This is a genomic window from Streptomyces coelicoflavus (assembly GCF_003112555.1).
GTDB lineage: Bacteria > Actinomycetota > Actinomycetes > Streptomycetales > Streptomycetaceae > Streptomyces > Streptomyces coelicoflavus.
Genome location: NZ_BEWB01000004.1, coordinates 344,442 through 359,157 on the forward strand (window position 1 = coordinate 344,442; position 14,716 = coordinate 359,157).

Below are 14,716 nucleotides of genomic sequence, written 5' to 3' on the forward strand. Positions count from 1 at the left end.
GGAACTAGGGCCGCCGCCAGTTCCTCTGCTAGTTCCTCTGCAGGACGCGGGTGACACCCGCGACGACCGCGGTCGTCAGCACCCAGCCGAGGGCGATCAGCAGGTAGGCCAGCCACTGGAGGCCGCTGTCCGGCCAGTACCAGGCCGTGCGCTGGCCCAGGCCGCCGATGGGGATCAGGAGGTCGAGTGTGTAGACGAGGGGCTGGAACGGGGCGCCTTCGCCCCGTTTGACCGGAACGGGGGAGTGAGCGCCGAAGACCAGCGTGCCCAGCGAGGTCAGTGCGAGGAGCCAGACACCGGCCAGCCAGGGGCGGTAGCCGTAGCCGACCGTGGCGTCGAGCAGGTGGCCCCAGACTCGGGCGGCCCGGGGCAGCGTACGACGCCGATGGCGCTGTCTGGCCAGGAGGACGCGGCGGGCGTCGTCGTCGTGGCCGGCCTTCCGGTACCAGCCCGCCAACTGCTCGTAGGGCTGGGGGTGGTAGCCGGGGCTGCGGCGGATCCACGCCACCCGGCGGGCCACGGAGTCCCGCCGCCCCACCGCCTCCCGTCGCTCCCCGGCCTCGTCCACCGTGACGGAGCCGTAGACGAAGCCGTCCAGCTCCACCACGTCCGGCCAGCTGTGCTCGCCGTCGTGGAGGCTGGACACCTGTGCGCCCCGCAGGTCCACGGCGCCGGACGGAACGCGGGCGAGGGTGAGGTCGACATCGGCGGCCTGCATCGAGGGGGCGGCCAGGGACGGGCCGCGGCCGTCACCCGGCCCGCTCAGGACGGCGCGTGCGAAGGTCAGGCTGTCCGAGATCCGGGCGCCCCGCAGCCGGACGGTCCCGTTCGCCACGAACCCGTCGGAGAAGTCGAACGTCGAGCCCACGGCGTTGTCCAGGGTGAGAGCCGCCCCGGTCGGGCCGGGGCTCAGCAGCTGGGCCCCTCGCATGAACAGTCCGCCCGGCAACTGCGCCCCCGGCAACCGCACTTCCCCCCGCACGGCGAACCCGCCCCGGCAGGTCAGGCCCCCTTCCATGACGAGGCCGCCGGCCGCCACGGCCCACCCTCCGGGTGCGCTGATCTCCGCCCCGTCGAGGAGCAGGCCGCCGGTCACCCGGGCGTCGCTCAGGGACAGGGCGGTGCTCACGTGGTTGAAGGGCGAGGAGCCGAGACGTTCCACCACGGAGCGCCGCAGGTCGAGCGTTCCCTCGATGCGGGCCGCATAGGCTTCGACGCCCGGTATGCGGCTGCCCGTGATCACGAGCGTGCGCGTCGAGGCCCCGAGCAGGTCCACCGACTCCTCGAACCAGCAGTCCTCGAGCCAGAGGGCGTGACCGACCTCCGCGCCGGCCAGGTCGAGGCGCCCCGTCAACCGCGCCCCGGCCAGCCTGAGACCCGCGACGGCCCCCGGCTGTGCGGCGTTCGCGCCCAGCAGGAGCGCCACGACCACGGCGGCCCGGACCGTCCTCCCGGGGCCCCACCGGACGCCCCCGGCGGCACGGTCGTCAGCGGCCACTCCCGTGCGCAGGTCCACGCGGCGCCCCTGCGGGAACGCGTCCCACAACTCGCGCTCCGGCGAGGTCAACCCGTCGTATGAGAACACTCGGGCAGCCTAGTGAGGGAGCATCACCGGCACCGGCCGCTCACGGCGCCGAGCCCTCAGTGGATCGTCCGCCCCCGCTCGTCCGGCACCCCGGACTTGCGCAGGAAGTAGCTGTTGACCTGGTCGCGCCACTCCCGGGCGGAGCGGACCTGCTCCTCGTACCGCTCCGCCACCCGCGCGTGCCGGGCGGGCTCGACCAGGTCCGCGAGGCCCGCCCACACCCGGCGGGCCTCCTCGGCCTCCTCGACGCCCTCGAAGTGGGTGTCGTAGATGTGCTGGATCACGGTCTTCCCGCTGTGCAGCACATGGCCGTAGGGCACGTGGTGGAAGAACAGCAGCAGTTCGTCGGGGCAGGTCCCGGGCGACTCGAACAGCTTCGCCCAGGGCTCCGCGTACTGCGCCGCGTACCCCGTGCCGGTTGCCGCGCCGCGGTTTACGCCGACGCCGTCGCGGTCGGCGAAGTGGTAGGTGCCCCAGGGGCTGTACTCGTAGCCGTCCACGCTCGGCCCGTAGTGGTGCCCGGGCTGCACCATGAAGCCGACGCCCAGCGGGGCGGTGTACTTCTCGTAGGCCGCCCAGGAGCCGTCGAGGACGGCGTGCAGGCCCTCGGTCAGCCGCCGCCCGGCGCCCGGATGGGTCAGCGCGATCCACTCGTCCAGGACGGCGCGGGGGTCCGCCGCCGGGTCCCAGGCGAGCCGTCCGAAGGTGTACAGGTTGGCCTGCGCGAGCGGGTGGCCGGTCCAGAACGGGTCGTCGCCCACGTTGGACACCGCCACCAGGGCGTCCGCCAGCCGCCCGACGGCCACCTCGCCGTCCGGCCGGAAGCGCAGGACCTCGCTCCACATCGGGCCCAGCCAGCACACGTGCCGCTGCTGCCCCGTGTACTCCTGCGTGGCCTGCATCTCCACCGCGAGCCGGGTGCCCGGCATCGCGCCGATCAGCGGCGACACCGGCTCGCGCACCTGGAAGTCCATCGGGCCGTGCTTGACCTGGAGCACCGCGTTCGCGGCGAACTCGCCGTCCAGCGGCACGAAGTGGTCGTACGCGGCCCGGGCGCGGTCCGTCGACCGGTCCCGCCAGTCCTGCCGGTGGTCGTAGACGAAGGCCCGCCAGTGCACGGTGCCGCCGTACGGGGCGAGTGCGGCGGCCAGCAGGTTGGCGCCGTCCGCGTGGGTGCGGCCGTACGCGAACGGGCCGGGCTGTCCCTCCGAGTCGGCCTTCACCACGTACCCGCCGAAGTCGGGGACCGCCTCGTACACCCGCTCCGTCACCCCGGCCCACCAGTCCCGCACCCGCGCGTCCAGCGGGTCGGCGGTGGGCAGCGGGCCGAGGACGGCCGGCGCGGCGAAGGTGACCGACAGGTGCGTGCGCACGCCGTAGGGCCGCAGCGCGGCGGCGATCGCCGCCACCTCGCCGATCCGGTCGGTGAGCAGGTGCGCCTCGGTCTCGTGGACGTTGACGTTGTTGACGCAGACCGCGTTGATCCCGCAGGCCGCGAGCAGCCTGCCGTACGCCCGTACGCGGTCCAGGGCGTCCCGGGCCCGGCCGTCGGACCAGAACAGCGAGCCGCCCGCGTAACCCCGCTCGACCTGGCCCATCACCGGGTGGACGGCCACGTTGTCCCAGTGGTCCAGCATCCGCAGCGCGAGAGCGGGGCGGTGCTCCTCACGGACCGGACCGCCCAGGAACGCGGCCTCGCCGAGCCGCACGACGTGGAACAGGCCGTACAGCAGGCCGCGCCCGCCGGACGCCGTGACGGTGGCCCGGCCGTCCGCACGGGCGTAGCCGAAGCCCTCGTCGCCGAAGTCCCCGACGCCCCCGGGCCCGACTCCGGAGGCGCCCCCGTCGGTCAGCTCCAGCACGAGGCCGGCCGGGGCGCCCTCGTCCACGAGGGCGCCCCCGAACCGCGCACAGGCCGCCGCCACTTCACCGCGCACGGTGTCGGCGAGCGGTCCGGTGCCGCGCACGAGCGTGCGCCGGGTGCCGACCGCGCGGAAGGCGTCGTCCGGCAGCCAGGCCGGGTCGAGGGCGTCGGTCATGCCGTCAGGCGACCGCCCCGCCGGTGCCGCGCGCGGCGGCGATGTAGTCGGAGCGGCCGGAACCGTCGTAGACCGTGAGGTCCACGGACGCGCCGTCCGGGATGCTGAAGTTCTTGACCGTCATGTCCACGGTGGCCGAGGTGCCCGGCGCCGAGTACGTGCCCAGATCGTGGTACGAACCGCCCGACGAGTAGCCGATCGCCACGTAGAACCCGTCGCCGTCGTTCTTGGTGTCGTACACCCACAGCTTCTCGCCGTCGGGGTGGAACTCGACCTTGCCGATGAACCAGCCCGCGTCGTTCAGCTCCATCTTGACGGCCGTGCCGCCCGCGTCGTGCGCGAAGTAGGTGCCGTCGAACGGGTCGCTGAGGCTGCCGCCGCTGCACGGGCAGCTGCTCGTCTGGCGGTAGTACGTCGAGACGCTGGGGTCCGGGCTGTAGGCCTGGGCCGGCGCGGCGGTCGCGAAGAGCGCCCCCGCCGCCAGCAGTGCGCCCGTGACCAGCCCCGTGACGCGTGTGCCGATGGATGTCCGCATGTGCTCCCCCTGACGATGCGTGACGCGCCCCGGCGGCCGCCGACGGCGCCCGCTCATCCTGGTGCATGCACCGGCTCAGGGGAATGGGGCGGCACGAGCGGGCGGCGGATTCAGGCCGAAGCCCGGACCCGCCGCCCGCCCGTCCGTCCGTTCACCGGCCGGGTGTGCCGGCTACGCCAGCAGCTCCACCTCCGCCAGCGTGTGCTCGCCGTCCAGCACCAGCCGGTACTTGGCGTACGAGCCCGGGGACTTCACCGAGAACGCCCGCGTCTGCCGGTCCCAGGCGAAGGACTCGCCCGAGCGCTCGTCCAGCGTCCGCCAGGTGGTGCCGTCGGCCGAGCCCTGGAGCTTCCAGCCGGTCGGCGCCTGCGCACGGTCCGCCGACGAGGTGAGCGTGTACTGGACCGCCTCGACGCCCTTGTCGGACACGGGCAGGTCCACGGACGTCACGCTCGCGTCCGTCCCCGACGTGTTGTCGAACAGGGCGCCTGCGCCGGTGATCGCGTCGGCGCGCGGGGTCGCCACCTCGTCGTCCTTGGTGATCGACGGCGGCGCCGCGTTCTCACCGGTGCCCCACGAGGAGGGCTTCGCGCCCATGTCGAACTCCAGGACGCCGCCCTTGGCGAGCAGCGAGTGGGGGAGCGAAGTGGATTTCCAGCGCTTGCCGTTGACCTTCAGGCCCTGCACGTAGACGTTCTTCGTGCTGTTCTTCGGCGCCTTGACGACCAGCTCGCGGCCGTTCTCCAGGTGCACCGTGGCCTTGGTGAACAGCGGGGACCCGACGGCGTACTCGCCGCTGCCCATCACCAGCGGGTAGAAGCCGAGCGAGGAGAAGAGGAACCAGGCCGACTGCTCGCCGTTGTCCTCGTCGCCGTGGTAGCCCTGGCCGATGTCGCTGCCGGTGTACAGCCGCTGGAGCACCTCGCGGATGTTCTTCTGCGTCTTGTACGGCTGCCCGGCCGCGTCGTACATGTACAGGGCGTGGTGGGCGACCTGGTTGGAGTGCCCGTACATGCCCATGCGGACGTCGCGCGCCTCGACCATCTCGTGGATGACGCCGCCGTAGGAGCCCTTCAGCTCCGGGGAGGCCGTCTCCGGGGTGGAGAGGTACTCGTCGAGCTTGTCGCCGAGGCCGTCGCGGCCGCCGTACAGGTTGGCGAGACCCCGGCTGTCCTGGGGGGCGGTGAAGGCGTAGCCCCAGCCGTTGGTCTCCGTGTAGTCGTAGCCCCACACGCGCGGGTCGTACTTCTCGGAGTCCACGCGCCAGTTGCCCTTGGCGTCCTTGCCCTGGAAGAAGCCGGCCTTGGCGTCGAAGAGGTTGACGTAGTCCTGGGCGCGGTTGAGGAAGTACGCGGACTCGTCCTTGTACCGCTTCTCGCCGGTCTCCTTGTAGAGCGTTTCGCCCATCTTCGCGATGCCGTAGTCGTTGAGGTAGCCCTCCAGCGCCCACGACAGGCCCTCGTGGGTCTCGGTGCTGGTGTAGCCGAGGAAGGGCGAGGTCTCCATGCCCTTGCGGCCCACGCCGGAGGACGGCGGCACCACGGTGGCGTTCTTGACCGCCGCGTCGTACGCGGCCTTCGCGTCGAAGTCGACGCCCTTGACGTAGGCGTCGGCGAAGGCCACGTCGGAGGAGGTGCCGGTCATCAGGTCGGCGTAGCCGGGGGAGGACCAGCGCGAGGTCCAGCCGCCGTCCTTGTAGTGCTGCACGAAGCCGTCGACCAGCTCACCGGCCTGGGAGGGGGTCAGGAACGAGTACGCGGGCCAGGTGGTCCGGTACGTGTCCCAGAAGCCGTTGTTGACGTAGACCTTGCCGTCCACGATCTTCGAGCCGGTCTCGGTCGGGGTGTCGTCCTTGACCGCCTTGGAGAACGGGGAGGCGTACTTGTACTTCCCGTCGACCTTCTCGTGGCCCGCGTTCGGGTACAGGTAGAGGCGGTAGAGGCTGGAGTACAGCGTGGTCAGCTGGTCCTGCGTGGCGCCCTCCACCTCGACCTTGCCGAGGATCCGGTCCCACTGCTTCTGGGCGTCGCGCTTGACCTTGTCGAAGGAGGCGCGCTTCGGGATCTCCTGGCGCAGGTTGTCCTTCGCCTGGTCCACGCTCAGCAGTGAGGTCGCGATGCGCAGCGTCACGGCGTGGTCCCGGCCGGCGTCGAAGCGCAGGTGGCCCTTGACGCCGCTGGAGTCGCCGCCGGTCACCCTGCTGTCGAACTCGCCGTAGACGAAGAGGCGGGTGGCGCCGGTGGACAGCCCGGACTTGACGTCCGAGTAGCCCGAGAAGGTGCCGTTCTCCTTGTCCAGGGTCAGGCCGGCGCTGTTCTCCACGTTGTCGAAGATCACGCTCGCGTCGTCACCGGGATAGGTGAAGCGCATCATCGCCGCGTGGTCGGTCGGCGTCATCTCGGCCTTGACGCCGTTCTCGAACCGCACCCCGTAGTAGTACGGCTTGGCGGTCTCGTTCTCGTGCCGGAAGGCCAGCTCGCGGGCGTCGCGGCCGGTGTCCGGGGTGCCGGAGGCGGCCGACGGCATCACCTGGAAGGTCTGCCGGTCGCCCATCCACGGGCTCGGCTCGTGGCTCGCGCTGAACGCCTGGAGGGTGGGCAGGTTGGCGTCGTTGTTGCCGCGCGCGTACTCGTAGAGCCAGCTGAGCGAACCGGCGTTGGTCACCGGCGTCCAGAAGTTGAAACCGTGCGGCACGGCGGTCGCGGGGAAGTTGTTGCCGCGCGAGAAGCTGCCGCTGGAGTTGGTGCCGCGGGTGGTGAGCGCGTAGTCGGACAGATGGGCCTTGGGACGCTCGGGCTTGGCCCGCTTGATCTCCACGTCGTCCAGCCAGCCCCGGAACTTCGCCGGGCCCTTGGGGGAGTCGTACGCCACCAGGATCCGGTCGACGGTCTTGCCCGCCGCGACCGTGCCGATGCCCGACTCGACGCTGTTCCACTGGTTCACGTAGAGGATCTTGGCGTCGCCCTGACCGCGCGGCGTCAATGGGAACCCGTGCTGGTCGGTGGCCTTGAGGTCGCTCAGGTAGGTGCCGTCGGTGAAGGCGAGGTCGACCGAGACGTTCGTGGCGTCGTAGTCGAGGTCGCCGTCCGCCATCGACGGGAAGATCTTGTACGACAGCTCGGTGCGCCGGTCGACGCGCACGTCGACGTCGAAGACCTTGTTGTACGAGTAGGCCCGGCCGTCCGCCGTGTGGCGGCCGGCGTAGCGCAGTGCGTGGGTGCCGGTGAAGCCGGCGTTCGCCTTCGCGGTGGGCGAGCCCGCCGGGCCGTCGTCCACCCCCGAGAGCATGTTCTCGGGGGCGGGGACCTCGGTGTCGGCGGTGGCCAGCTGGACGTCGGCGAGCTGGAGGGCGTCGCCGGCCCCGTTGTTCCTGGTGATCTCCAGCCGGAAGTGCTGGAACTCTCCGGTTTCGGACAGTTCGTACGTCTTCGTCTGGAAACGCTCGCCGAAGCTCTCCCCGGAGCGGGTGTCCAGCGTCTGCCAGTTCTCGCCGTCCGACGAGCCCTTCAGCGTCCAGTCCACCGGGTCGCGTTCGTCGTGGTCGTTGGCCGAGGTGAGCGCGTACTTGGCGATCTTCTGCGGGGCGTCCAGGTCGAACTCGACCCAGCCGGTCGGGGCGAAGGTCAGCCACTTGGTGCCCGGCTCGTTGTCGACGAGGTTCTCCTTCACCTCCCCGCCGCCCGTGTTCTCGGCGCTGGCCCGCACCCCGGTGACGTGCTCCGTGACGTTGCCCGGTATGCCGGTGCTGAACCCGCCGTCCACACCGGAGGCCCGCTTGCCGCCGTCCGCCCCGGTGTCCACGGTGTCGGTCCAGTCCGGGGCCGGGTCGCCCTTCTCGAAGGACGACGAGAACTCCCGGTCGGCCTTCGCGGGCGCGCCGGGCAGGGCGACCGCGGCCCCCTGCGAGCCCACCGCCAAGGCGAAGGCGGTCGCCGTCACGACCGCCGGACCCCATCTGTGCCGAACTCTGTACTGCATGTCCTGGCCACCCTCCCAGCGCTGGGGACAACGTTGTCAATTCAACTGCGCAAGGACCAGTAGGGGTCAAGTGGCAAGTGATGTCAAGGGTGTTGGATGTGGCGTTCGGGGGTTATGGCGGGGATTCCTACGGCATGCGATGCACGGGGCACTCATATTTCCGGGAGGTCTCAACTCGGAAAAGACGTACCGGGAACCTTGCATTCGATCTTGCTCCGCCGACGGAAAGTGGACTATACCTGTCGCCCATCGGGGGATACGGGGGGAACCGCGACGAGGAACCGCCCAAGCGCCCGAACAGCGGTGACGGTATCCGTGACCGCATCGAAGAACCTGCGTTTCCAGTACGGCCCAGCAAGAATCAGCACGACCCAGCGTGACCCGATCGCGGTGCCGGGGAGGATCCGGTTCACCGCCTGAGTCCTGGAGAAGGCGAGGACTTGAGCATGGGATCCACTTCCGCCGAGAACAACGGTACGGGCGTCGGCCGCCGCGATCTGATCAAGCGGTCCGCCGCGCTCGGCCTGGTCTCCGTACCGGCCATGGGCTTCCTGTCCGCCTGCGCGAGCGGCGGCGGGGACGACCAGAAGAAGGCCGAGGCGGGCGAGAAGTCGGCGAAGAACCCGCTGGCGGTCAACGAGAGCGCCAAGATGGAGTTCGTCCTCTTCGACGGAGGCTTCGGCAAGGAGTACGCCGAGGACGCCGTCAAGCTGTACGAGAAGGCCTTCCCGAAGGCCGAGGTGAAGTTCTCCGCCACCCAGAAGATCCAGTCGACCCTCCAGCCGCGCTTCAACGGCGGCAACCCGCCCGACCTCGTCGACAACTCCGGTGCCGAGCAGATGGACATGGGCGTCCTGGTCGGCAAGAAGCAGCTCGCCGACCTCACCCCGCTGCTCGACGCCCCGTCCTACGACGACCCGAACAAGAAGGTCCGCGACACGCTGCGCCCCGGCATCGTGGAGATGGGCCAGTTCGACGGCGACCCGGTCTGGATCCTGTACTACGCCTACACGGTGTACGGGAACTGGTACTCGCAGAAGGCCCTGGACTCCCTGGACGCGGAGTACCCCAAGACCTGGGACGAGATGCTCGCGGTCTGCGCCAAGGCCAAGAAGAAGGGCATGGCCGGCTGGACCTACGCCGGCAAGTACCCGTACTACATCCCCTTCTCGATGTCCCCGATGATCGCCAAGGTCGGCGGCGTCGAGGTGCTGAACGCCATCGACAACCTCGAGCCGAACGCCTGGAAGCACCCGGCGGTCAAGACGGTCTTCGAGGCCTGGTACGAGCTGTTCAAGAAGGGCTACGTCCTCAAGGGCACCCCGGGCCTGGACCACATCCAGTCGCAGACCGCGTGGGCCAAGGGCGACGCCCTCTTCATCCCCAACGGCTCCTGGGTGGAGAACGAGTCGGCCAAGGTCATCCCCGCCGACTTCGACCTCGCCGTGTCCGCGCCGCCCGGCATCGACGACTCCGACAAGATGCCCTTCGGCACCATGTGGGCCTCGGGCGGCGAGCCCTTCATCGTCCCCGCCAAGGCGGCCAACGGGTCCGGTGGCATGGAGCAGCTGCGCATCATGCTCAGCGAGGCGTCCTCCAAGAACTTCACCAGCAAGGTGAAGTCGCTGAGCGCCTACAACGGCGGCACCGACGGCATCGAGCTCACCCCGGGCCTCAAGTCCGGTGTCGCGGCCCTGGAGCTGGCCGGCGACAACGTGGTGAACCCCCGCATGCAGGACTGGTACGTGCAGCTCCAGAAGGAGAAGATCGGCGTCGGCTGCCTCGGCGAGATGATGGCGGGCCGGATGACCCCGGCCGAGACCATCAAGAAGATCCAGGGCTACGCCGACGAGGCCGCCAAGGACTCGTCGATCAAGCACTACAAGCACCAGTGAGGACGCGTCACCAGGGCCTGTCCGGCGCCACCGCGCCGGGCGGGCCCTGGCGGCGCCGCCCGCACGCAGATCGGGGTCGGTAGCAATGCAGCACGGCAAGTACCGGTTCATCGTGGGGTTCCTGGCGGTTCCCCTGGGGCTGTACGCGCTCTTCGTCATCTGGCCGTTCATCCAGTCCATCTACTACTCGTTCACGGACTGGACGGGGCTGAGTCCCGAGTACAAGATGGTCGGCTTCGACAACTACTCGCGGATGCTCGACGACGACATCTTCTGGAAGTCGTTGCAGCACAGCGTGATGTTCGCGCTGCTGGTGCCGCTGGTGACACTCAGCCTGGCGCTCTTCTTCGCCTTCATGATCAACGTGGGCGGACGGCGCCGCCGCGGCGGCCCGGCGATCACCGGTGTGCGCGGCTCCGGCTTCTACAAGATCGTGTACTTCTTCCCGCAGGTCCTGTCCATCGCGATCGTCGCCCTGCTGTTCCAGTTCGCCTACAACCCGGACAGCGGCGCGATCAACTCCCTGCTGCGCGGAATCGGCCTGGACTCCCTCCAGCCGCTGTGGCTCGGCGACCCCAACATCGCCCTGTGGTGCGTGATGGCGGTGCTGGTCTGGTCGACGGTCGGCTTCTTCGTGGTCCTCTTCTCCGCGGGCATGGCCTCCATCCCGGCGGAGCTGTACGAGGCCGCGCTGCTGGACGGGGCGGACCGCGCCACCACCTTCTTCAAGGTGACCCTGCCGCTGCTCTGGGACACCGTGCAGTCCGGCTGGGTCTACATGGGCATCCTCGCGCTGGGCGCCGAGTCCTTCGCCGTCGTGCAGATCATGACGACCGGCCCCGGCGGACCCGACTACTCGACCACCGTCATGGTCCTGTACGTGTACCAGAAGGCGTTCCGTGACGGTCAGGCCGCCTACGCCACCACCATCGGCGTCGCCCTGCTCCTCGTCACGCTGGCCTTCGCCGCCGTCGTGATGCGACTGGGCCGGCGCGAGCGGCTGGAGTACTGATCAATGAAGACGACCGAGACCCCCGCCCCCGTGCCCGCCGAGCCCGGCACGCCCGTCCTGAAGACCGAGGCCGCCCCCGGCGGACTCAAGGAGGGGAAGAAGGAGGGCACCACCCTCAACGTCTTCTCCCACGGCGTCCTCGTCATCTGGGCGATCATGGTCGGCATGCCGCTGGTGTGGGCGGTGATGACCTCCTTCAAGGACGACGCCTCCATCTTCGGCTCGCCCTGGTCGCTGCCCGACAAGCTGAACTTCGACAACTGGTCGCGGGCCTGGTCCCAGGCGCACATGAGCGACTACTTCCTCAACACCGTCCTGGTGGTGGGCGGTTCGCTCGTCGGCACCCTGGTACTGGGTTCCATGGCGGCCTACGTACTGGCCCGGTTCGACTTTCCCGGCAACCGGTTCATCTATTACTTGTTCATCGCCGGCATGAGTTTCCCGATCATGCTCGCCCTGGTCCCGTTGTTCTACGTCGTGGACAACATGGGAATGCTGAACACCATCCACGGGCTGATCCTGGTCTACATCGCCTATTCGCTGCCCTTCACGGTGTTCTTCCTGACCGGGTTCTTCAGAACCCTGCCCAGTTCGGTGGCCGAGGCCGCCTTCGTGGACGGGGCCTCGCACACCCGGACGTTCTTCCAGGTCATGCTGCCCATGGCCAAGCCCGGCCTGATCAGCGTGGGGATCTTCAACTTCCTGGGCCAGTGGAACCAGTACATGCTGCCGACCGTGCTGAACACGGACCCGGACAAGCACGTCCTCACCCAGGGCCTGGTGCAGCTGGCGGTCAGCCAGGGGTACAAGGGCGACTGGTCGGGCCTGTTCGCTGGCCTCGTCATGGCGATGCTGCCGGTGCTGGCCGCGTACATCGTCTTCCAGCGCCAGGTGGTCCAGGGGCTCACCGCGGGTGCGCTGAAGTAGCGCCTCCGGCCCCGGGAAAACCCCGGAAACCTCCTCCGCATGCCGCTCCCGGAACCCCGGGGGCGGCATGCTCGTATGTGCGGTGCCGCCCACATGGGATACCCGGATGCGGTTCAACCTCTTGACGGTAGGTGACCCGAACGGCTCTGCTTAGGGTTCACTAGTTGCACATGGAAGGGGCCTCATCGAAGCGGCCCCGCGCGCAGGAGGTCGTCGTGGAGACTCCGGGGTCGCAGTCGTCGCTGCACCGAGCCAACCTGGAACGCGTCGTACGGGCGGTACGGCTCGCCGGTTCGCTCACGCAGGCGGAGATCGCGAGGACGACGGGCCTGTCCGCGGCCACGGTCTCGAACATCGTCCGGGAGCTGAAGGACGGCGGGACGGTGGAGGTCACCCCCACCTCGGCGGGCGGCCGGCGGGCCCGCAGCGTCTCGCTGAGCGGCGACGCGGGCATCGTCATCGGCGTGGACTTCGGGCACACCCACCTGCGCGTCGCGATCGGCAACCTCGCCCACCAGGTGCTCGCGGAGGAGTCCGAGCCCCTGGACGTCGACGCGTCCGCGGCCCAGGGCTTCGACCGGGCGGAGCAGCTGGTCAGCCGGTTGATCGCGGCCACCGGCGTGGACCGCGCCAAGATCGCCGGAGTGGGGCTCGGTGTACCGGGCCCGATCGACGTGGAGTCCGGCACGCTGGGCTCGACCGCGATCCTGCCCGGCTGGGGCGGCACCCGGCCCGCCGAGGAGCTGCGGGGGCGGCTCGGCGTGCCGGTGCACGTGGACAACGACGCCAACCTCGGCGCCCTGGGCGAGCTGGTCTGGGGCAGCGGCCGGGGGGTGCGGGACCTGGCGTACATCAAGGTCGCCAGCGGTGTCGGCGCCGGTCTGGTGATCAACGGGAAGATCTACCGCGGTCCCGGCGGCACGGCGGGAGAAATCGGGCATATCACCCTCGATGAGGCCGGCCCCGTCTGCCGGTGCGGAAACCGGGGTTGCCTCGAGACCTTCGCGGCAGCACGCTATGTGCTTCCGCTCCTCCAGCCCGGCCACGGCCCCGATCTGACGATGGAGGGCGTGGTGCGGCTGGCCCGGGACGGTGACCCCGGTTGCCGTCGGGTGATCGCCGACGTCGGCCGCCACATCGGCAGTGGAGTCGCCAACCTCTGCAACCTGCTCAACCCGAGCCGGGTCGTCCTCGGCGGCGATCTCGCCGAGGCCGGCGAGCTGGTGCTCGGGCCGATAAGAGAGTCCGTCGGGCGGTACGCCATCCCCAGCGCGGCGCGCCAACTCTCCGTGCTCCCCGGGGCCCTCGGGGGCCGTGCGGAGGTGCTCGGGGCGCTCGCCCTGGCGCTGAGCGAGATGGGCGATTCGACGCTCTTGGACGGGTCTGCGACCGGCGCTCTGCCGGCGGCCACGCCTGCCTTCACTTAGAGCACGGATGGCACCGTTGTCATCTCGTTAAGGATTTACTTCTTGACGTCGCACGTGTGGCCGAGTTGACTTCCAGCCACCTCGGCCGCAACGTCGCGGCCTCGTCAGGGAGGTTTGTGAAGTGAACACGCGTATGCGTCGTGCCGCCGTTGCCGTTGCCACCACCGCGATGGCCGTCTCGCTCGCCGCCTGTGGCAGCGCCAAGGAATCGGACGGCGGCAGCGACTCGTCCGACTCGGCGGCGAAGAAGGGCGACGACATCAAGGTCGGTCTGCTCCTTCCGGAGAACCAGACCGCGCGGTACGAGAAGTTCGACAAGCCCATGATCGAGAAGAAGGTCAAGGAGCTCACGAACAACAAGGGCGAGGTCGTCTACGCCAACGCCAAGCAGGACGCCAGCCTGCAGAACCAGCAGGTCGACACGATGGTGACCAACAAGGTCGACGTGCTGATCATCGACGCGGTGGACTACAAGGCCATCGCGGGCTCGGTGAAGAAGGCCCACGACGCCGGCATCAAGGTCGTCGCCTTCGACCGCCTGGCCGAGGGCCCGATCGACGCCTACACCTCGTTCGACAACGTCACCGTCGGCAAGACGCAGGGCGAGGCGCTCCTGAAGGCGCTGGGCGACAAGGCCAAGGACAGCCAGATCGTCATGATGAACGGCTCCTCCACGGACCCGAACGCCGCCCAGTTCAAGGAGGGCGCCCACTCCGTCCTCGACGGCAAGGTCAAGATCGGCCGCGAGTACGACACCAAGGAGTGGAAGCCGGAGAACGCCAACGCCAACATGCAGGCGGCCATCTCCGCGCTCGGCAAGGACAACATCGACGGCGTCTACTCCGCCAACGACGGCATGGCGGGCGGCTCCATCACCGCCCTCAAGCGCGCCGGCATCAAGAACATCCCGGTCACCGGCCAGGACGCCGAACTGGCGGGCGTGCAGCGCATCGTCACCGGTGAGCAGTACATGAGCGTCTTCAAGTCCTACCCGAAGGAGGCCGAGACCGCGGCCGAGATGGCCGTCGCGCTGGCCAAGGGCGAGTCGCTCGACTCCATCGCCAACGACAAGGTCGACAGCGCCACCACCAAGGGCGTTCCCGCGGTCATCGTCCCGGTCGTCTCGCTGACCCAGGAGAACATCAAGGAGACCGTCATCAAGGACGGCTTCTACACGATCGACGAGATCTGCACCGACAAGTACAAGGCCGCCTGCGACAAGATCGGCCTCAAGTAAGCGGATCCGCGTCCCGTGCCGCGTGAGCGGCCCGGACCGCCCGCCCCGGCTCCTCCGGCGCCCCGCACTCATCAGCCCCGC

At 69.6% G+C, this 14,716-nt stretch carries 9 protein-coding genes; 5 read left to right on the forward strand and 4 right to left on the reverse strand.

Annotation, left to right across the window (positions count from 1 at the left end):
- Positions 1-28: 28 nt before the first annotated feature.
- From Sco07f_RS09910 to Sco07f_RS09925, 4 genes are all read right to left on the reverse strand, one after another.
- Positions 29-1,585: an oxidoreductase gene (locus Sco07f_RS09910; protein ID WP_108987590.1), complete on the reverse strand. Its 1,557-nt coding sequence runs from the start codon at positions 1,583-1,585 to the stop codon at positions 29-31.
- 56 nt (positions 1,586-1,641) lie between these two features.
- On the reverse strand, positions 1,642-3,624 hold the full coding sequence (locus Sco07f_RS09915; RefSeq protein ID WP_108987591.1) for an alpha-glucuronidase: 1,983 nt from the start codon (positions 3,622-3,624) through the stop codon (positions 1,642-1,644).
- 4 nt (positions 3,625-3,628) lie between these two features.
- A complete protein-coding gene (locus Sco07f_RS09920) occupies positions 3,629-4,159 on the reverse strand; it encodes a hypothetical protein (RefSeq protein ID WP_007445295.1) in 531 nt (176 codons plus the stop codon).
- A gap of 171 nt (positions 4,160-4,330) precedes the next feature.
- Positions 4,331-8,137 (reverse strand): GH92 family glycosyl hydrolase, encoded by a 3,807-nt coding sequence (locus Sco07f_RS09925; RefSeq protein ID WP_108987592.1) that lies wholly within the window; start codon positions 8,135-8,137, stop codon positions 4,331-4,333.
- Between the two features lie 446 nt (positions 8,138-8,583).
- On the opposite strand from Sco07f_RS09925, the gene ngcE reads away from it, so the two are divergent.
- From ngcE to Sco07f_RS09950, 5 genes are all read left to right on the forward strand, one after another.
- Positions 8,584-10,032: an N-acetylglucosamine/diacetylchitobiose ABC transporter substrate-binding protein gene (ngcE, locus tag Sco07f_RS09930; RefSeq protein WP_007445304.1), complete on the forward strand. Its 1,449-nt coding sequence runs from the start codon at positions 8,584-8,586 to the stop codon at positions 10,030-10,032.
- A gap of 85 nt (positions 10,033-10,117) precedes the next feature.
- Positions 10,118-11,044, forward strand: coding sequence for a carbohydrate ABC transporter permease (locus Sco07f_RS09935; RefSeq protein ID WP_007445306.1), 927 nt, complete (start codon positions 10,118-10,120; stop codon positions 11,042-11,044).
- Positions 11,045-11,047: 3 nt separating this feature from the next.
- Entirely contained in the window at positions 11,048-11,971 is a 924-nt protein-coding gene (locus Sco07f_RS09940) for a carbohydrate ABC transporter permease (RefSeq protein ID WP_087789208.1), read from the forward strand.
- A gap of 215 nt (positions 11,972-12,186) precedes the next feature.
- Positions 12,187-13,398 carry an ROK family transcriptional regulator gene (locus Sco07f_RS09945; protein WP_007445308.1) on the forward strand — a complete coding sequence of 404 codons (1,212 nt, stop codon included), beginning with the start codon at positions 12,187-12,189 and terminating at the stop codon, positions 13,396-13,398.
- Between the two features lie 133 nt (positions 13,399-13,531).
- Complete coding sequence (locus Sco07f_RS09950; RefSeq protein ID WP_164143518.1) at positions 13,532-14,635, forward strand: ABC transporter substrate-binding protein; 1,104 nt, start codon at positions 13,532-13,534, stop codon at positions 14,633-14,635.
- Positions 14,636-14,716 lie beyond the last annotated feature (81 nt).